Annotated in this window: 15 protein-coding genes; 12 read left to right on the top strand and 3 right to left on the bottom strand. The window is 61.6% G+C overall.

The window, feature by feature from the left end:
- Nucleotides 1-2: 2 nt before the first annotated feature.
- From cobN to F475_RS20670, 4 genes are all read left to right on the top strand, one after another.
- Nucleotides 3-3,776 (top strand): cobaltochelatase subunit CobN, encoded by a 3,774-nt coding sequence (cobN, locus tag F475_RS20690; RefSeq protein WP_111454623.1) that lies wholly within the window; start codon nt 3-5, stop codon nt 3,774-3,776.
- A 183-nt stretch (nt 3,777-3,959) separates the two neighbouring features.
- Entirely contained in the window at nt 3,960-4,967 is a 1,008-nt protein-coding gene (locus F475_RS20680) for an ATP-binding protein (protein WP_064617088.1), read from the top strand.
- Between the two features lie 119 nt (nt 4,968-5,086).
- The gene (locus F475_RS20675; RefSeq protein ID WP_177431123.1) at nt 5,087-5,632 is read left to right on the top strand and encodes a VWA domain-containing protein; all 546 of its coding nucleotides are present in this window, start codon (nt 5,087-5,089) and stop codon (nt 5,630-5,632) included.
- A gap of 76 nt (nt 5,633-5,708) precedes the next feature.
- Complete coding sequence (locus F475_RS20670; protein WP_111454620.1) at nt 5,709-7,355, top strand: phospholipase D-like domain-containing protein; 1,647 nt, start codon at nt 5,709-5,711, stop codon at nt 7,353-7,355.
- A gap of 63 nt (nt 7,356-7,418) precedes the next feature.
- On the opposite strand, the gene F475_RS20665 is transcribed toward F475_RS20670, so the two are convergent.
- Nucleotides 7,419-7,874 (bottom strand): co-chaperone YbbN, encoded by a 456-nt coding sequence (locus F475_RS20665; protein WP_111454619.1) that lies wholly within the window; start codon nt 7,872-7,874, stop codon nt 7,419-7,421.
- A 340-nt stretch (nt 7,875-8,214) separates the two neighbouring features.
- Here F475_RS20665 and F475_RS20660 point away from each other — a divergent pair, with 340 nt between their 5' ends.
- From F475_RS20660 to F475_RS20625, 8 genes are all read left to right on the top strand, one after another.
- Nucleotides 8,215-9,063 (top strand): transporter substrate-binding domain-containing protein, encoded by an 849-nt coding sequence (locus F475_RS20660; protein ID WP_018927654.1) that lies wholly within the window; start codon nt 8,215-8,217, stop codon nt 9,061-9,063.
- A 52-nt stretch (nt 9,064-9,115) separates the two neighbouring features.
- Nucleotides 9,116-9,778 carry an amino acid ABC transporter permease gene (locus tag F475_RS20655; protein WP_018927655.1) on the top strand — a complete coding sequence of 221 codons (663 nt, stop codon included), beginning with the start codon at nt 9,116-9,118 and terminating at the stop codon, nt 9,776-9,778.
- Between the two features lie 8 nt (nt 9,779-9,786).
- Nucleotides 9,787-10,449 carry an amino acid ABC transporter permease gene (locus tag F475_RS20650; RefSeq protein WP_018927656.1) on the top strand — a complete coding sequence of 221 codons (663 nt, stop codon included), beginning with the start codon at nt 9,787-9,789 and terminating at the stop codon, nt 10,447-10,449.
- On the top strand, nt 10,446-11,237 hold the full coding sequence (locus F475_RS20645) for an amino acid ABC transporter ATP-binding protein (protein ID WP_018927657.1): 792 nt from the start codon (nt 10,446-10,448) through the stop codon (nt 11,235-11,237). Before F475_RS20650 ends, F475_RS20645 begins: the two co-directional genes overlap by 4 nt.
- Before the next feature lie 30 nt (nt 11,238-11,267).
- On the top strand, nt 11,268-11,657 hold the full coding sequence (locus F475_RS20640; RefSeq protein WP_018927658.1) for a RidA family protein: 390 nt from the start codon (nt 11,268-11,270) through the stop codon (nt 11,655-11,657).
- Between the two features lie 124 nt (nt 11,658-11,781).
- Entirely contained in the window at nt 11,782-12,546 is a 765-nt protein-coding gene (locus F475_RS20635) for an IclR family transcriptional regulator (RefSeq protein WP_111454618.1), read from the top strand.
- Nucleotides 12,547-12,583: 37 nt separating this feature from the next.
- Nucleotides 12,584-13,801: an amino acid deaminase gene (locus F475_RS20630; RefSeq protein ID WP_111454617.1), complete on the top strand. Its 1,218-nt coding sequence runs from the start codon at nt 12,584-12,586 to the stop codon at nt 13,799-13,801.
- Nucleotides 13,802-13,814: 13 nt separating this feature from the next.
- A complete protein-coding gene (locus F475_RS20625) occupies nt 13,815-14,750 on the top strand; it encodes a sugar kinase (protein WP_111454616.1) in 936 nt (311 codons plus the stop codon).
- Nucleotides 14,751-14,815: 65 nt separating this feature from the next.
- Here the strand turns inward: F475_RS20625 and F475_RS20620 are convergent, their stop codons facing one another.
- Together F475_RS20620 and F475_RS20615 are read right to left on the bottom strand one after the other, a co-directional pair.
- Complete coding sequence (locus tag F475_RS20620) at nt 14,816-15,091, bottom strand: peptidylprolyl isomerase (protein WP_007933743.1); 276 nt, start codon at nt 15,089-15,091, stop codon at nt 14,816-14,818.
- 66 nt (nt 15,092-15,157) lie between these two features.
- Nucleotides 15,158-17,695, bottom strand: coding sequence for a PAS domain S-box protein (locus F475_RS20615; RefSeq protein WP_111454615.1), 2,538 nt, complete (start codon nt 17,693-17,695; stop codon nt 15,158-15,160).
- Between the last annotated feature and the right edge of the window lie 93 nt (nt 17,696-17,788).

Genomic DNA, 17,788 nt, shown 5'->3' with positions numbered 1-17,788 from the left:
CCATGCACCTGCTCAGGACCCAGCCCGGCGGTTTCGTGTCGGATGACAACATTGCCGACCTTGGACAAACCCCCGCCGAGCTGGTGATCCTGTGCAGCGGCGATTCCAGTCTGGCGTTGCTCGCCGAGGCGGCGCAGCAGCTGCCCGACGATTACCCGAGCCTGCGCCTGGCCAACCCGATGCAGGTGCAGAATCACGCCTCGGTCGATCTTTATGTCGACGAAGTGCTGCGCCACGCCAAGGTGATTCTGATCTCGCTGCACGGCGGCATCGCCTATTGGCGTTACGGCATCGAGCGTCTGGTGGAATTGTCCCAGCGCGGTGTGCAGTTGATTCTGGTGCCGGGTGACGATCGCCCGGACCCGGAACTCAGCGATCTGAGCACCGTGGCCCCCGAAGACCGCGACCGGCTCTGGCACTTCCTGCGTCAGGGCGGCATGGCCAATGCGCTCGACCTGTTTCGCTGCCTTGCCAGTCGTTGGCTGGGTCGTGATTATCCATGGTCCGAGCCGCAAACCCTGCCACGCACCGCGATCTACCACCCGCAAAAAAGCCCCGCGCACCTTCAGGATTGGCAAGCCGATTGGCAGGCCGATCAGCCGGTGGCGGCGGTGCTGTTTTACCGCTCGCACTTGCAGGCGGCGAACACCGGTTTCATCGATATTTTCTGCCAGCGTTTGCAGGCGGCAGGGCTCAACCCGTTGCCGATTGCGCTGGCCAGTCTGAAAGAGCCAGGCTGCCTGGCGGTGGTCGAGGACTGGCTGGATGAAGTTGAGGCGGGGGTGATTCTGAACACCACCGGTTTCGCCCAGTCCAGCCCTGAAGCGCCGCATCTGCGGCCGTTTCGTCGCAACATCCCGGTGATTCAGGCGATCTGCGCCCAGGACAACGAGCCCGGTTGGCGTGCCAGCGAGCAAGGCCTCGGTCCCCGTGACTTGGCGATGCACATCGCGCTGCCGGAGCTGGACGGGCGAATCATCAGTCGGCCGATCAGCTTCAAGGATCTGGCGTGGCGGAGCGAGCGCAGTCAGTCCGATGTGGTTTGCTATCGACCACAACCGGAACGGATGGATTTTGTCGCTGAACTGGCGCGGCGCTGGATCGATCTGGCGCGGCTGCCCAACAGCGAAAAACGCATCGCCCTGATCCTCGCCAACTACCCGACTCGCGATGGACGCATCGGTAATGGCGTCGGTCTCGACACCCCGGCCGCGGCGCTGAACATCCTGCGTGCCCTGTACGCCGAAGGTTATCCGTTGCCGGCCGAGTTGCCGGACAGCGGCACCGCGCTGATCCAGCAACTGCTTGGTGGTGTCAGCAATGATCTGGACACTATCGATCAACGTCCGTGCCAGCAAAGCCTGGCGCTGGATGATTACTTTTTGATGTTCAACGCACTGCCCGAAGCCAATCGCGAGGCGGTGCTGCAACGTTGGGGCACGCCCGAAAGCGATCCGATGTTCCGTGGCGGGCGAATGATGATTGCCGGGTTGCGCTTCGGCCTGACTTTCGTCGGCATTCAACCGGCCCGGGGGTATCAGGTTGACCCGAGCGCGGTCTATCACGACCCGGACCTGGTGCCGCCCCACGGTTATCTGGCGTTCTACTTCTGGTTGCGCAACACCTACGGCGCCCACGGCGTGATCCATGTCGGCAAGCACGGTAACCTCGAATGGCTGCCGGGCAAGGGCGTCGGGTTATCTGAAAACTGCTGGCCCGACGCGCTGCTCGGACCGCTGCCGAACATCTATCCGTTCATCGTCAACGACCCGGGCGAGGGTGCCCAGGCCAAGCGCCGTACGCAAGCGGTGATCATCGATCACCTGATGCCACCACTGACCCGCGCCGAAACCTACGGCCCGCTGCGCAACCTTGAGTTGTTGGCTGACGAATATTACGAAGCGCAGTTGCTCGATCCGCGCCGCGCCCGGGAACTGCAACGCGACATTCTGCAACTGGTGCGCGACACGCACATTGATCGCGAACTGCAACTGGACGAGAAGCTCGACAGCGATGCCGACGCGGCGATCTGGTTGCCGCGCCTGGACACTTACCTGTGTGACTTGAAGGAATCGCAGATCCGCGATGGCCTGCATGTGTTTGGCGAGTCGCCGACCGGGCGATTGCGCATCGACACTTTATTGGCCTTGCTGCGCATTCCTCGCGGTGACGGTCGTGGCGCGCAATCGAGCGTGCTGCGGGCGCTGGCCAAGGCGTTCGAATTGGGCTTCGATCCACTGGATTGCGTGTTGGCCGAGCCCTGGAACGGTCCTCGGCCGGATGCCTTGCAGGCGGTCAGTGATGAGCTGTGGCGCACGGCGGGGGACACCCGTGAGCGTCTGGAACTGTTCGCCGCGCAGTTGATCGAGCAAGCCTTGAGCGCTGAAATTGCTCCGTTGAACCAGCCAGGCTGGTCCGACGTGAGCGCGATCATCGACAGTTTGCGCGAGGTCGTCGCCCCGCGCCTGGACGCCTGCGGCCCGGCGGAAATGCGCGGCCTGCTGGACGCCCTCAGCGGGCGATTCGTCCCGGCCGGGCCGAGTGGTGCGCCCAGCCGTGGACGGCTGGACGTGTTGCCCACCGGGCGCAATTTCTATTCGGTGGACGTGCGCAACCTGCCGACCACCACGGCGTGGCGCATCGGTTTTCAATCCGCGAACCTGATTCTTGAGCGGCACTTGCAGGATCACGGCGATCACTTGCGTCAGCTCGGCCTGTCGGTCTGGGGCACCGCGACCATGCGCACCGGCGGCGACGACATTGCCCAGGCCATGGCCTTGATGGGTGTGCGGCCGGTGTGGGCGACGGGCAGTCAGCGGGTCGACGACTTCGAGATTCTGCCGTTGAGCCTGCTGGACCGGCCGCGGGTGGACGTGACCTTGCGCGTCTCCGGATTCTTCCGCGATGCCTTTGCCAACCTGATCCGGCTGTTCGACGCCGCCGTGCAAGCGGTCGCCGCGCTGGATGAGCCGGACGATCTCAATCCGTTGGCGGCCAAGGTTCGTGCCGAGCGCGAAGCGCTGCTGACGTCCGGTCTGGATGAAGAGGCGGCCAGGCGGCAGGCCGGCTGGCGGATCTTCGGGGCCAAACCGGGTGCTTACGGTGCCGGCGTGCAAGGCGCCATCGACGGTCGCCTGTGGCAGAGCCGCGAAGACCTGGCCGAGGTTTACCTGAACTGGGGCGGCTACGCTTACGGCGGCTCCGATGAAGGCACCGCCGCACGCGAGCAGTTCGCCCAGCGTCTGAGCCAGGTGCAGGCCGTGCTGCAAAATCAGGACAACCGCGAGCACGACTTGCTCGATTCCAACGACTATTACCAGTTCCAGGGCGGCATGCTGGCGGCCGTCGAAAGCCTCGGCGGCGCAGCGGCGGCGAGTTATCACGGCGACCACAGTCAGCCGGATTTGCCGAAGATCCGCACATTGAAGGAAGAGCTGAACCGGGTGATCCGTTCCCGGGCGGCCAATCCGAAATGGATCGACGGGGTCAAGCGTCATGGCTATAAAGGCGCGTTCGAACTGGCGGCGACGGTCGATAACCTGTTTGCGTTCGACGCCACCACGCAGCTGATCGACGATCACCAGTATGCGTTGCTGGCGGACGCCTATTTGCTTGATCCGGCGACCCGGGAGTTTGTTCGCGAACACAATCCCCACGCCTTGCGCGACATGACCGAGCGCCTGCTCGAAGCGCAGCAACGGGGGATGTGGCAGGAGCCGGGTGAATACCGCGAGGCGCTGGAGAATTTGTTGCTGGACATAGAAGAAGACAGTTAGCCGGTGAGCAAAGGAAATTTGTGGCGAGGGAGCTTGCTCCCGTTGGGCTGCGCAGCAGCCCCAAAACAAAAACCAGGCTCTGTCAGGTACACCGCATTTTCAGGTTTTACGACTGCTACGCAGCCGAGCGGGAGCAAGCTCCCTCGCCACAGAGTAATCACCGACCATGACCGAGATTTGAACATGACCGACACCCCCCATTTCCCGCTCTCCGCCGTGGTCGGCGCCGATGACTTGAAGCTCGCCCTGTACCTGACCGCCATCGACCCGAAAATCGGAGGCGTGCTGATCGAAGGCCCGCGCGGCATGGCTAAGTCGACCCTGGCCCGAGGCCTGGCGGACCTGCTGGCCAGCGGTCAATTCGTTACCTTGCCCCTGGGCGCCACTGAAGAACGGCTGGTTGGCACCCTCGATCTCGACGCGGCCTTGAGCGAAGGGCGCGCACAGTTTTCTCCGGGTGTATTGGCCAAGGCCGACGGCGGCGTGCTCTACGTCGATGAAGTGAACTTGCTGCCCGATCACCTCGTGGACCTGCTGCTCGACGTGGCCGCCAGCGGCACCAACCTGATCGAGCGCGACGGGATTTCCCATCGGCATTCGGCGAAGTTTGTACTGATCGGCACCATGAACCCGGAAGAGGGCGAACTGCGCCCACAACTGCTCGACCGCTTTGGCCTGAACGTCGCCCTCAGTGGCCATACCGCACCCGCCGAGCGCGGCCAGATCATCCGTCGTCGACTGGATTTCGACAGCGATCCGCAAGGGTTCTGCGCCGAGTGGGAAAGTCAGCAACACGCCCTGCGCGAGCGTTGCCAGAAGGCGCGTGCGGCCCTGGCGAGTATCCCGCTCGACGATGCCGCACTGGCGCAGATCACCGAGCGCTGCTTTGCTGCCGGTGTCGACGGCTTGCGGGCCGACCTGGTCTGGCTGCGCGCGGCGCGGGCACATGCGGCCTGGCGCGGTGCGAACGCCATTGCCGAAGAGGATATCGACGCGGTCGCCGAATTTGCCTTGCGTCATCGTCGTCGGGAGCATTCGACCTCTGCGCCGCAAAACTCCCAAGCGCCACAGCAATCCCCTGCGCAAACCACCAACCCGAACGAAGGTCAGGGCCAGTGGGGCGAAATGCCCGCCCAGGCGCTGCCGGTCGGTGCTCGACGTGAAGTGCCGAGCTGGCCAAAAAAGCCCTAGGCATTCGCCCTCGATCAGACGCGGGGGCGAATGCCAGACCCCGCGCAGGCCGGCTGGATCACGGTAAACAGGGCAAGCGTCACGCCGCCCGTAGCGGATCGGTCAACTGGCCCGGCACCTTGCTCAATGGCCGACCGCGTCAACGCGATGACCTATTGTTCCATCTGCGGACCCGCACCCCGCATGAACTGTGGCTGGTGATCGTCGATGCCTCGGCTTCGACCCGGCGCCATCAGGCGTTGAGCGATGCCAAGGGCTTGCTGGCGCAACTGTTCGACGATGCCTATCGCCAGCGCGCACGCCTGGCTTTGCTGACCGCCAGCGGTCACCTGCCGAAGTGGCAGGTGCAGGGATTGAAAGCTTCTGCGGGCTTACGCGATTGGCTTGAGGGATTGGGCGCCGGCGGCGGGACGCCGATGCTGGCGGCGCTTGGCGAGGCGGGGCACTGGCTGGCGGTCCGGCAAAAGCGTTTTCCGGCCGAACAGCAGCGGCTGCTGCTAGTGACAGATGGACGGTTGAAGGACTGGTCGACATTGCCGGAGCTGGATTGTCCGGGGTTGCTGATCGACATCGAGCGCGGGCCGATTCGGCTCGGGCGGGCAAAGGTGTTGGCAGCGCAGTTACAGGTTGATTATCGACATATCGATGAGCTGATTTCAGGTTGAATTTTGTGCTGACAGTGCTGGCCCCATCGCATCGCTGCCCTATGCTCTGTAAGCAAACCCATCACAGGAGTGACCCATGCGCGTTCTAGCCCGCAACGATCAGGACGATTTCCGCGTCAAAGCCTACGCTGGCACCAACGGTGTGCTGCTGGCCATCGACCTGGCCGAACCCCGCCGCAAAGGCCTGTTGGGGTTTGCCATCGAAAAACAGCAAGGTGACAAACCCTGGTTGTTTCTGTTCAACAGCCTGACCTTCCCCGGCAAGGATCATACATTCCCTCAGTTTCACGCCACCCCCAGCGATGCCGCGCCTTTGCAGAAATTTCGCTGGGCCGATTACGCGGTCAATCCGGGTGTGACGATCCATTATCGGGTTCACCTGGCTTATGGCACTGCCGATGCGCCACAGTTGGGTGAAAGCCTGGAAGTGACGGTCACCACGGACAATGGCCTGCCCAAGGGGCAGAACGTGATATTCAACCGAGCAGTGGCTGCCAGTCAGGCGTTCCAGCGCAAATTCGCCGACCTCGATGCGCTGCTCAGCGTCAACAAGACACTGCCCATCGAAGAATGGCCCGATGCGCCGCGGCAATGGCTGGAAAATGGTCTGCTCGCACGCCTGCTCGGGTTTATCGAACGTGCCGTGGATGGCCAGTGGGCGCTGGACATCGCGATCTATGAATACCAGCTGCAGGCGATCGTCGATGCGGTGAACGCCGCCTTCGAGCGTGGCGTAAAGGTTCGGGTCCTGTATCACGCCCAACCTGGCGAAGACACCACGGCGCTGAACGAAGCCAGCCTGGAAAAAATCCCGGCGGCGAACAAACGCGGGCGAGTCACCCACAATATCTTTCACGATAAGTTCATGGTCCTGAGCCGGCTCGATGCGGCGGGGCAGCATCAGCCCGAAGCGGTACTCTGCGGCAGTACCAACTTCACTGCCAACGGCGTCTACCGTCAGGCCAACGTCGTGCATGTGCTGGACGACGCTCGGATCGGCGCCACTTACCTGCAAACCTTCGAGCAGGTCTGGGCCACACCGACGGACGTCGGCGCCACGCGGGACTGGCTCACGGAACACAATCCGATGCAGCCTGACCAGCCGCTGTTCGCCGGTTTTTCACCGCGCTCGGGCGAGGGCGACTTGAGTGAGTTCATCAAGATCATCAACGCCGCCAAAAAAGACCTGCTGTTTGTCACCGCATTCACCTTGCCGGACAAAATACTCAACGCGCTGCTCGGCCAACCCCACGACGACATCTTGCGTTACGGCCTGCAAAACACGGTCAGCAACATCACCGGTTTCCATGCCGACCGCACCGCCGAATTCGCCGCCACCGCGCTGCTCAACACCGGCCTGGAGGGCTGGCTCAAGGAAAACATGAAAGGCCAGAAGGGCAACCTGCTGGTGCACACCAAAGCCATCGTCGTCGATTTCACCAGCGATTCACCGACCATCATCAGCGGCAGCCACAACCTCAGTGACGCGGCCAGCAACGGCAATGACGAAAACTACCTGATCATCCGTGGCGACACCGACCTGGCCGATCGTTACGGGCTGGAACTGCTGCGCTTCTACGAACATTACCGGTTCCGCTACTTCGCAAAGAAACTGCAACTCAAGCAGGTCCGGCCGTTGGCGGCGGATGACAGCTGGACCGATGACTATTACCGCGAGGGCGACCTGCGGATGTTGTCGCGGCTGCGTTTTTCCGGACGATAAACACACCGGCGGGCACTTTTTGTAGCAGCTGCCGAGCAGCGCAAGGCTGCTGCTACAGGTCAGTTATTTGCCCATTGCATTACTCATCAAACGTGCATTCAACCGCTCCCGTGCCCGAGGCGCAGTGCATAAAGTGCTGAGGGTTTTCTTCAGCCACGGCAAGTCGTGGCGGGGTTTGCGGGCAATCTGTTTGGGCCTCAGTTTGCCGATGTACTTTCTGAAATGTTCTTCCAGGTTTTCCGCGGTTCCAATCCCCTTGAGCTTCTGCAGCAGCTTCCCGTTCTTGTAAGTCAGCACAGTGGGTGTGCCGGTGACTTTTGGATGCCGAGGAGATTTGCTCGTATCCAGCATATAGATACACGCATGATCTTTGTACTTCTCGGCAATGGCCCGGAAAACCGGTCCGGCCCATTCGCAGGCGGGACAGTGGTCGTTGCCGAAATACAGAATCACCGGGCGCCAAGTGTTGAGCGCTTTGCGGTAGGCCGGATCCAATGACTGGGTGGACATCGAACTCATTGAAATCTCCTTTTCAAAGACTATCGAAGGCCCTTGGACGTTAAAGGAGGCGAGCGGGTGGGTCTACTGTCAGAAATTACAGGTGTGCTCTGCTTCTTTTTGACCTGCAATGCACCGCAATGTGACTCAACCACACACAGCCTGTAGCCAACGGTAGCGTTCAGCCAGCTGTCTTTTCGTAACACTTTCTTCGCGCCTGTGCGCATCCATTTGATTCAAAACACTTTTCAAATCCTCCGAGATTCCGCCCACATCCTGTGGCACACTTTCTGCTGTCTATTCCGTTGTTACATACCAAGTTCCGGTATAGCGGAATAAACACAGCCCTGGAGTGCTTGCCATGCATCGCCGACTTTCCTTGTTTAAAGCGTGTGTTTTCGTACTCGCGGCTTCGGCCGCTGCCGTGGGTGTCGCTCAAGCGGCAGACAGCAAGCTCGACAGCGTGCTGGCCCGTGGGAAATTGATCGTGGGCACGGGCAGTACCAACGCGCCGTGGCACTTCCAGGGAGCGGACGGCAAGTTGCAGGGTTTTGATATCGATATCGCGCGGATGGTGGCCAAGGGGTTGTTCAACGATCCGAGCAAGGTCGAGTTCGTGGTGCAGTCGTCCGATGCGCGGATTCCGAACCTGCTGACCGACAAGGTCGATATGAGTTGCCAGTTCATCACCGTGACCGCCAGCCGGGCCCAACAGGTCGCGTTCACGCTGCCGTACTACCGTGAAGGTGTTGGCCTGTTGCTGCCGGCCAACAGCAAGTACAAGGAAATCGAAGACCTCAGGGCCGCCGCCGACGGCGTGACCGTGGCGGTACTGCAGAACGTGTACGCCGAAGAACTGGTGCATCAGGCGCTGCCCAAGGCCAAGGTCGATCAGTACGACAGCGTGGATCTGATGTATCAGGCGGTGAACTCCGGCCGTGCCGACGCGGCGGCCACCGATCAGTCGTCGGTGAAATACCTGATGGTGCAGAACCCAGGCCGTTATCGCAGCCCGACCTACGCCTGGAGCCCGCAGACCTACGCCTGTGCGGTCAAACGCGGCGATCAGGATTGGCTGAACTTCGTCAACACCGTGCTGCATGAAGGCATGACCGGCGTTGAATTCCCGACTTACGCGGCGTCGTTCAAGCAGTGGTTCGGTGTCGACCTGCCTACACCTGCAATCGGTTTCCCAGTCGAATTCAAATGATCCCGTGAGAGCGGGGCGGTGATACATCGCCCCGCTCAAGGTACTGCTGACCATGAACTATCAGTTGAATTTTGCCGCCGTGTGGCGCGACTTCGACACCTTGCTGGCGGGGCTCGGTCTGGGTCTTGAGCTGGCGCTGGTGTCGATCGCCATCGGCTGCGTGATCGGCCTGCTGATGGCGTTTGCTTTGCTGTCGAAGCACCGCGCATTGCGGGGGCTGGCGTCGGTGTATGTGACGGTGATCCGTAATACGCCGATTCTGGTGTTGATTCTGTTGATCTACTTCGCGTTGCCGAGCCTGGGTATTCGTCTGGACAAGATCCCCTCGTTCATCATCACCCTGTCGCTGTATGCCGGGGCGTACTTGACCGAAGTGTTTCGTGGCGGGTTGTTGAGCATTCCTAAGGGGCTACGTGAAGCCGGGTTGGCGATCGGCTTGGGCGAGTGGCAGGTCAAGGCGTACATCACCGTGCCGGTGATGCTGCGCAATGTGCTGCCGGCGCTGTCGAACAACTTCATTTCGCTGTTCAAGGACACCTCGCTGGCGGCGGCGATTGCCGTGCCGGAGCTGACCTATTACGCGCGCAAGATCAATGTCGAGAGCTACCGGGTGATCGAAACCTGGCTGGTGACCACAGCGCTCTATGTTGCGGCCTGTTACCTCATTGCCATGATGCTGCGTTACCTCGAACAGCGTCTGGCGATTCGCCGATAGGAGGCCCCATGTACGAATCCCCCAGCTGGTTGCATGAGTTATGGGTGGCCCGGGATGTCCTGTGGCAGGGCTTCCTGACAAGTGTGCAGTGCTCGGGCCTGGCAATTTTGCTGGGTACGCTGGTTGGCATCGTCGCCGGCCTGGTACTCACCTACGGCACGTTCTGGATGCGCGCGCCGTTCCGGTTCTACGTCGACATCATTCGCGGCACGCCGGTGTTTGTATTGGTACTGGCCTGCTTCTACATGGCGCCGGCACTGGGCTGGCAGATCAGCGCCTTCGGGGCTGGCACTTTGGGCCTGACGCTGTTTTGCGGTTCCCATGTCGCCGAGATCGTGCGCGGTGCGTTGCAAGCGCTGCCCAGCGGTCAGATGGAAGCGAGCAAGGCCATCGGCCTGACGTTTTACCAGGCGCTGGGTTATGTGTTGTTGCCCCAGGCGTTGCGGCAGATCTTGCCGACCTGGGTCAACTCGTCCACCGAGATCGTCAAGGCGTCGACCTTGTTGTCGGTGATCGGCGTCGCCGAGCTGCTGCTCAGTACTCAACAGATCATCGCCCGGACCTTCATGACCCTGGAGTTTTACCTGTTCGCCGGATTGCTGTTTTTCGTCATCAACTACGCCATCGAATTACTCGGCCGGCACATTGAAAAGCGGGTGGCCTTGCCATGACACAAGCTCAAGTTTCGACCCAGAACCAAGCGCTGCTGGACATCCGTGGCCTGCACAAACAATACGGCCCGCTCGAAGTGCTCAAGGGCGTCGACCTGACCATGCAGCGCGGCAATGTGGTCACGCTGATCGGCTCCAGCGGCTCGGGCAAGACCACGCTGCTGCGCTGCGTGAACATGCTCGAAGAGTTCCAGGGCGGGCAGATTCTGCTCGACGGTGAATCCATCGGCTATGACGAGGTCAACGGCAAGCGCGTGCGCCACCCGGAAAAAGTCATCGCCCGCCATCGCGCCATGACCGGCATGGCCTTCCAGCAATTCAATCTGTTCCCGCACCTCACCGCGTTGCAGAACGTCACCCTCGGGTTGCTCAAGGTGAAAAAACTGCACAAGGATGAAGCCGTGGCGCTGGCGGAGAAATGGCTGGAGCGGGTCGGCCTGCTGGAGCGCCGCGATCATTACCCCGGTCAGTTGTCCGGTGGTCAGCAACAGCGCGTGGCGATTGCCCGGGCGATTGCGATGAACCCGAGTTTGATGCTGTTCGATGAAGTCACCTCGGCCCTCGATCCGGAGCTGGTGGGCGAAGTGCTGAACGTGATCAAGGGCCTGGCCGAGGATGGCATGACCATGTTGCTGGTGACCCACGAAATGCGTTTTGCCTTCGAGGTCTCGGACAAGATCGTGTTCATGAATCAGGGGCGGATCGAAGAGCAGGGGCCGCCCAAGGAACTGTTCGAGCGCCCGCAGTCGCCGCGACTGGCGGAATTTCTCAAGAGCACCCGCTTTTAAGCCTTCACTTTTTAATCAGGAGAAACACCCATGAGCATTACTCGTTACGGCACCGGCAGCACCGCCGGTGGCGGCCAGCCCCGTCCTTTTGCCCGCGCCGTCGAAGCCGATGGCTGGCTGCACGTGTCCGGCCAAGTGCCGGCGGTGGATGGTGAAATCATCGTGGGCGGGATTGTCGAGCAGACTCACCAAACCATGAAAAACCTGATCGCGATTCTGGAAGAGGCCGGTTACGGGCTCGAAGACGTGGTGCGCACGGGCGTGTGGCTGGAAGACCCGCGGGACTTCTGGAGTTTCAACAAGGTGTTTTCCGAGTACTTCAAAAGCGAACACGCCCCGGCCCGGGCCTGCGTGCAGGCGAACATGATGGTCGATTGCAAGGTCGAGATTGATTGCATCGCGTACAAGAAAAAGGCCTGAACCGCAGTGAATTCTTCGCGGGCAAGCCTCGCTCCTACAAACGGCGAAATCCTGTAGGAGCGAGGCTTGCCCGCGAAGGCGGCCTTCTGGGTAAACTCCCGGCACTTTGAATGGGACCACTGAAATGACCGAAGACACCATCAAGCGCCGGGCTCGCGGTCTGGACCGGGCGTTCGACATCCTCGACTTCCTCAAGGAAATCGGCCAGCCCCTGCGCCCGAACGAAATCGCCAGCGGCATCGGCAGCCCGAAATCCACGATCTACGAACTGGTTGCGTCCTTATTGGAGCGGCGCATCCTCGAACCCGTGGGCAAGGAAGGTCACGTTTACCTCGGTCGTCAGCTGTACTTCCTCGGACAAGCGCATTTGCGTCATTTCGATCTGTCCCGCGAGGCCGATCACGCCTTGCAGGAAATCGTCAGCCAGACCCGCGAAACCGCGCAGATGTGCCTGCTCAACGGGCGCAAATACACCGTGGCATTGATGAAAGAGGGGGAGCGGCATTTCCGCATTTCCTCGGACATCGGCGAAAACGCGCCGATCCCCTGGACCGCTTCCGGGCGGCTGCTGCTGGCGCACCTGAGCGATCAGCAAATCGTCGATTTGATCGACCCCGACGACTTCATCCTGCCCGACGGCGAACGCCTGCCGCTGGAGCAGTTTCTCCGGGAGATCCGCCAGGCCGCCATCGACGGGTTCTTTTCCTTCGACAGCGTCGCCGACACCTTTACCCATTGCTTCGCCGCCCCGGTCAAAGACCCGAACGGCGTGGCCATCGCGACCCTGTGCATCGTCGCCCCACGGGCCGATGCGAAGAACAATTACAACGACTATCGCCGGGTGCTGATCGACAGCGCCAACAGCCTCGCCCGGCGTATCAACGAATAACAGCGGCTGCCTGCGGCCGTGTGTGAGGAGATCGACCATGTCTACTGCCATCAATACCGCCGCCGTGGAAAAGGGCGCCGCCCAGACCGGCGCCAACCTGGTGCGGGACGTCAGTCTGCCGGCGCTGGTGCTGCACCGCGACGCGCTGGAACACAACATTCGCTGGATGCAGGACTTCGTCAGCCACAGCGGCGCGGAACTGGCACCTCACGGTAAAACCAGCATGACCCCGGCGCTGTTTCGTCGCCAACTGGACGCCGGTGCCTGGGGCATCACCCTGGCCAGCGCCACGCAAACCCGCGCGGCTTACGCCCATGGTGTGCGCCGGGTGCTGATGGCCAATCAACTGGTCGGCACGCCGAACATGGCACTGATCGCCGACCTGCTGACAGACCCGACCTTCGAGTTCTATTGCATGGTCGATCACCCGGATAACGTCGCCGACCTCGGCGCGTTTTTCGCTTCGCGCGGCGTGCGCCTGAACGTGATGATCGAGTACGGAGTGGTCGGCGGTCGTTGCGGTTGCCGCACCGAAGCCGAAGTGCTGGCACTGGCCAAGGCTATCAACGCTCAACCGGCGTTGGCGCTGACCGGCATCGAGGGCTACGAAGGGGTGATTCACGGTGATCATGCGGTGAGCGGCATCCGCGAGTTCGCCGCCTCCCTGGTGCGTCTGGCGGTGCAGTTGCAGGACAGTGGCGCGTTCGCGATTGCCAAGCCGATCATCACCGCGTCGGGGTCGGCCTGGTATGACCTGATCGCCGAGTCGTTCGAAGCGCAGAATGCCGGCGGGCGTTTCCTCAGCGTGCTGCGCCCCGGCAGTTACGTGGCCCACGACCATGGCATCTACAAAGAAGCGCAATGCTGCGTGCTCGACCGTCGCAGCGACCTGCACGAAGGTTTGCGCCCGGCGCTGGAAGTCTGGGCGCATGTGCAGTCGTTGCCCGAACCGGGTTTTGCAGTGATCGCCCTGGGCAAGCGCGACGTGGCCTACGACGCCGGTTTGCCGGTGCCGTTGCTGCGTTACAAGGCCGGCGTGGTGCCGGCGACCGGCGATGATGTAAGTGCCTGCAAGGTGACAGCGGTGATGGACCAGCACGCGTTCATGACCGTGGCGCCGGGGGTTGAGTTGCGAGTGGGCGATATCATTTCGTTCGGGACTTCGCACCCGTGTTTGACGTTCGACAAGTGGCGTATCGGGTGTCTGGTGGATGAGCAGCTGAATGTTATCGAGACCATGGAAACCTGTTTCTAAGAGCCCCCACAACATGAACAACATCAGCCCTCTGGGCCCCAACATCCCGCGCATCGCCCTGATCGGCGAGTGCATGATCGAACTGCAGCAGCGCGCCAACGGCTCTCTGCAACAGAGCTTCGGCGGCGATACCCTGAACACCGCGGTCTATCTGGCCCGTGAACTGGGCGATGGCGGCACGGTGGATTACGTCACTGCCCTGGGTGACGACAGTTTCAGCGATGCGATGTGCCAGAGCTGGGCCAGCGAACACATCGGCCTGGGCATGGTCCAGCGTTTGCCCGGTCGCTTGCCCGGTCTGTATTGCATCCAGACCGACGCGGCCGGCGAGCGGCGTTTTCTCTACTGGCGCAATGAAGCGGCCGTGCGCGATTGCTTTACCACCCCGGCGGCCGCGCCGATCCTGGCAGCGCTGCCGGATTACGACGTGCTGTATTTCAGCGGCATCACCCTGGCGGTGCTCGGTGAACAGGGCCGGGAGAAACTGCTGGACACCCTGATCGAAGCCCGACAGCGGGATGCGCGGATCGTGTTCGACAACAATTATCGACCACGCCTGTGGGCTTCGGTCGAGGACGCACGAGCGGCTTATCGCGAAGTGTTGCCCTATGTCGACCTGGCGTTGCTGACGGTTGATGACGAGCAGGCGCTGTTCCAGTTTTCCGATTGCGCGGCGGTGTTTGCCGCTTACGAGCAGATGGGCACGCCCGAAGTGGTGCTCAAGCGCGGTGCCGAGGCGTGTCTGATTCGCTGTGACGGCGAGTCGTTCGAAGTGCCGGCGCAAGTGGTCGAACGGGTGGTGGACACCACGGCGGCGGGAGATTCGTTCAGCGCGGCGTATCTGGCTTGCCGCCTCAAGGGTGGGAGCCCGGTCGAGGCTGCTGAGGCGGGGCATCGCTTGGCGAGTCGGGTGATTCAAGTGCCGGGGGCACTGATCCCCAAAGATTGAAATGCAATCTTTGGGAATGCTGTGATTTTTTTGGCAAGCCTCACCCTGTACATCGAGCCAACCGATCAGTCCCGGTAAAACACCTGCACCAGGTGATACCCGAACTTGCTCTTGATCGGCCCATGCACCACCCGCAGCGGTTTTTTGAAGATCACCGCATCGATTGCCCCGACCATCTGCCCGGGCCGTACTTCGCCAAGATCCCCGCCGCGTTTGCCGGACGGGCAGGTGGAGTATTTCTTGGCCAGCACATCGAAGGCTTCGCCCTTGGCGATGCGTTGTTTGAGCTGCTCGGCTTCTTCCGAGGTTTTCACCAGAATATGGCGGGCTTGGGCTTTCATGGGCAGTACCTTGCAACGGTGGTGGCTATGTTGGTGCCAGCGTGGGGCGCGCGATTATGCCTTAACTCAGCCGGCTTGGCCGATCATCGTGCGAATCTTGTTGGCCAACAGGTCCATGGAAAAGGGTTTGGCTACCATGTCCATGCCTTCCTCCAGGAAGCCCTGGCGTTCGGCGGCTTTCTCGGCATAACCGGTAATGAACAGTACTTTGAGTTCCGGGCGGTGCTGACGAGCGATTTCCGCCAATTGCCGACCGTTCATGCCCGGCAGCCCGACATCGGTTACCAGCAGATCGACCCGCAGGTCGGACTCCAGCAAGGGCAGGGCGCTCTGCGCATCTTCGGCTTCATGGGCGTGATAACCCAACTCTTTGAGCAGGTCGAGCACCAACATGCGCACCGCCGGATCGTCTTCCACCAACACCACGGTTTCACCGGCAACCGCTGGCGGTGCTTCACCTGCGACGGGCAGCTGAGCGTGTTCCGGCAGGGCGACGTGCAACCGTGGCAAATACAGGCGAACGCTGGTGCCCTGGCCAGGCCGGCTGTGCAGGCTGACGTGCCCGCCCGACTGCTGGGCGAAACCATAGATCATCGACAACCCAAGGCCGGTGCCCTGGCCGATGGGTTTGGTGGTGAAGAACGGATCGAAGGCCTTGGCCAGTACTGATGGGGTCATGCCGGCACCGTTGTCGCTGACGGCAATCATCAGGTAATCCCCGGCCCTGACTGGCTCCAGCGGAGTGACGTCGCTGCCGTCGAGGTGAACATTGGCGGTTTCGATCAACAACTCGCCGCCATCGGGCATCGCATCCCGGGCATTGATCACGAGGTTGAGCAAGGCGTTTTCCAGTTGGCTGACATCGGTACTGACCGGCCAGACCTCATCGGCCAGCTTTAGTTTGAGCTCGATGTGATCGCCCTTGGTCCGGCTGAGCAAGTCTTCCAGGGAATGCACCAGCTGGTTGGCGTCCAGTGGCCTGCGATCCAGTGACTGACGCCTTGAGAATGCCAGCAACCGATGGGTCAGGGCGGCGGCGCGATGGGCCGAGGACACCGCCGCTTCGGTGAAGCGACCGATCTCGGCTGCGCGCCCATCGGCGATGTAGCGCTGCATCAAATCGAGGCTGCCGATGATCCCGGTGAGCATGTTGTTGAAGTCATGGGCGATGCCGCCGGTGAGCTGGCCGACCGCTTCCATTTTCTGTGCATGGCGCAAGGCGTCTTCGGCGCGCTCACGCTCGAACATCTCGTTCTGCAGTCGCTGGTTGGCTTCGGCCAGTTGTTGGGTGCGAGCGCTCACGCGTTCTTCCAGGGTTTCGTTGAGGTTGCGCAGCGCCTCTTCAGTCTGTTTGCGCTCGGTCTCGTCGATCACGAAGATGTAGAAACCATTCACCGCGCCGTCTGCGCCGTGGCGTGGCAGGTAGTTCATCAGGGCCTGGCGGGTGCTGCCATCGCGGTGGTCGGCGCTGATGCTGAAACAACAGGTCTTGCCTTTCAGCGCCTCGGCGATGTATTCGGCGCGCAGGGCATAGGCTTCATCGCCGAGCACTTCACGAATGGTGCGGCCGTAAAGCTCCTGGGGCGTCAGGCCATACCATTCCAGATAGGCGGCATTGTTCAGGCGAAAGCGCTCTTCGCGGTCCACATAACTGATCAGGATCGGCATGGCGTTGATGATCAGTTGCAGCTCGGTCTGGCTTTGGCGCAAGGCCTGTTCGATGTGTTTGCGTTCGGTCAGGTCCAGCGCGGCGCCGAGAAAACGGATCGGCCGGCCATGGTGGTCCTTGTAGCAACGACCCCGGGCAAACACCCAGCGCAACTGGCCGTCGGCTTGCAGCAAGCGATATTCCTCGGCGTACTCGCTGCCATGGGTGATGCAGTGCTTGATGCTGCGGGCGATCATGGCGCGGTCTTCCGGGTGCACGCCGTGGAGGTATTCGCTGATCGGCAACTGGTTGGCCATGGCCGGATCGACGCCATGCAATTGCGCGAAGTGCGCATCGGCGATGAAACGGTCTTCGCCAATGTCCCAGTCCCAGGTGCCGACGGCATCGGTGGCGGCCAGTGCCAGTTGCAGGCGCTGCTCGGTGTCTTGCTGGGCCTTGAGGCTGGCGGCGGAGCGTTGTTCCAGTTCGAGGGCGATGCGGCGGCGTTCGTTGGTTTCGATGGCCGTGACCAGAATCCCGGCAACCTCGGCGCTTTCGTTGCGAATGGGGCTGTAGGTCAAATCCAGCCAGAAGTCAGAATCCCGACCGTCGCGTTGCAAGGTGAAGCGCTGTTCGCTGTAGGTCCGCACCTGGCCCTGTAGGACGGCGCTGTAAATCGGGTCGGTAAAGTCTTTGAGTTCCGGCCAGATCTGGTGCGTCGGTTGTCCGAAAGCGTGAGGGTGTTTGCTGCCGGCGAGGAAGGCGAAGCCGTCGTTGTAGATCTGGGTGAGCTGCGGGCCCCACAGCAATAGCATCGGCATTGGCGAGTGGATCACGATGTCCACCGCGGTGCGCAAGCTCTGCGGCCAGTTTTCGGCGGCGCCCAGCGGGTTGTTTGTCCAGTCCAGTCGGGCAATCAAGGCCTGGGCATCGCTGGCGGTCGGTGGTGCGTTCATCTACATGTCCTGCGCATGAGTCAGTGTGGCGGCGTCTACTATCCTTGCAAGGCGGTAGACGCTGGATGACCCGCATGGGGTCATTTTTTTCAT

This window comes from Pseudomonas sp. URMO17WK12:I6 (genome assembly GCF_003253625.1).
In the GTDB taxonomy this organism is placed as follows: Bacteria; Pseudomonadota; Gammaproteobacteria; order Pseudomonadales; family Pseudomonadaceae; genus Aquipseudomonas.
Note: the sequence above shows the minus strand (reverse complement) of the source record. Positions and strands in the feature narration are given on the sequence as shown.

What these genes read in the sequence shown, in the direction of transcription:
- cobN (WP_111454623.1), top strand. Translation starts at nt 3, where the DNA reads ATGCACCTGCTCAGGACCCAGCCCGGCGGTTTCGTGTCGGATGACAAC.
- F475_RS20680 (WP_064617088.1), top strand. Translation starts at nt 3,960, where the DNA reads ATGACCGACACCCCCCATTTCCCGCTCTCCGCCGTGGTCGGCGCCGAT.
- F475_RS20670 (WP_111454620.1), top strand. Translation starts at nt 5,709, where the DNA reads ATGCGCGTTCTAGCCCGCAACGATCAGGACGATTTCCGCGTCAAAGCC.
- F475_RS20665 (WP_111454619.1), bottom strand. Translation starts at nt 7,874, where the DNA reads ATGAGTTCGATGTCCACCCAGTCATTGGATCCGGCCTACCGCAAAGCG.
- F475_RS20660 (WP_018927654.1), top strand. Translation starts at nt 8,215, where the DNA reads ATGCATCGCCGACTTTCCTTGTTTAAAGCGTGTGTTTTCGTACTCGCG.
- F475_RS20655 (WP_018927655.1), top strand. Translation starts at nt 9,116, where the DNA reads ATGAACTATCAGTTGAATTTTGCCGCCGTGTGGCGCGACTTCGACACC.
- F475_RS20650 (WP_018927656.1), top strand. Translation starts at nt 9,787, where the DNA reads ATGTACGAATCCCCCAGCTGGTTGCATGAGTTATGGGTGGCCCGGGAT.
- F475_RS20645 (WP_018927657.1), top strand. Translation starts at nt 10,446, where the DNA reads ATGACACAAGCTCAAGTTTCGACCCAGAACCAAGCGCTGCTGGACATC.
- F475_RS20640 (WP_018927658.1), top strand. Translation starts at nt 11,268, where the DNA reads ATGAGCATTACTCGTTACGGCACCGGCAGCACCGCCGGTGGCGGCCAG.
- F475_RS20635 (WP_111454618.1), top strand. Translation starts at nt 11,782, where the DNA reads ATGACCGAAGACACCATCAAGCGCCGGGCTCGCGGTCTGGACCGGGCG.
- F475_RS20630 (WP_111454617.1), top strand. Translation starts at nt 12,584, where the DNA reads ATGTCTACTGCCATCAATACCGCCGCCGTGGAAAAGGGCGCCGCCCAG.
- F475_RS20625 (WP_111454616.1), top strand. Translation starts at nt 13,815, where the DNA reads ATGAACAACATCAGCCCTCTGGGCCCCAACATCCCGCGCATCGCCCTG.
- F475_RS20620 (WP_007933743.1), bottom strand. Translation starts at nt 15,091, where the DNA reads ATGAAAGCCCAAGCCCGCCATATTCTGGTGAAAACCTCGGAAGAAGCC.
- F475_RS20615 (WP_111454615.1), bottom strand. Translation starts at nt 17,695, where the DNA reads ATGAACGCACCACCGACCGCCAGCGATGCCCAGGCCTTGATTGCCCGA.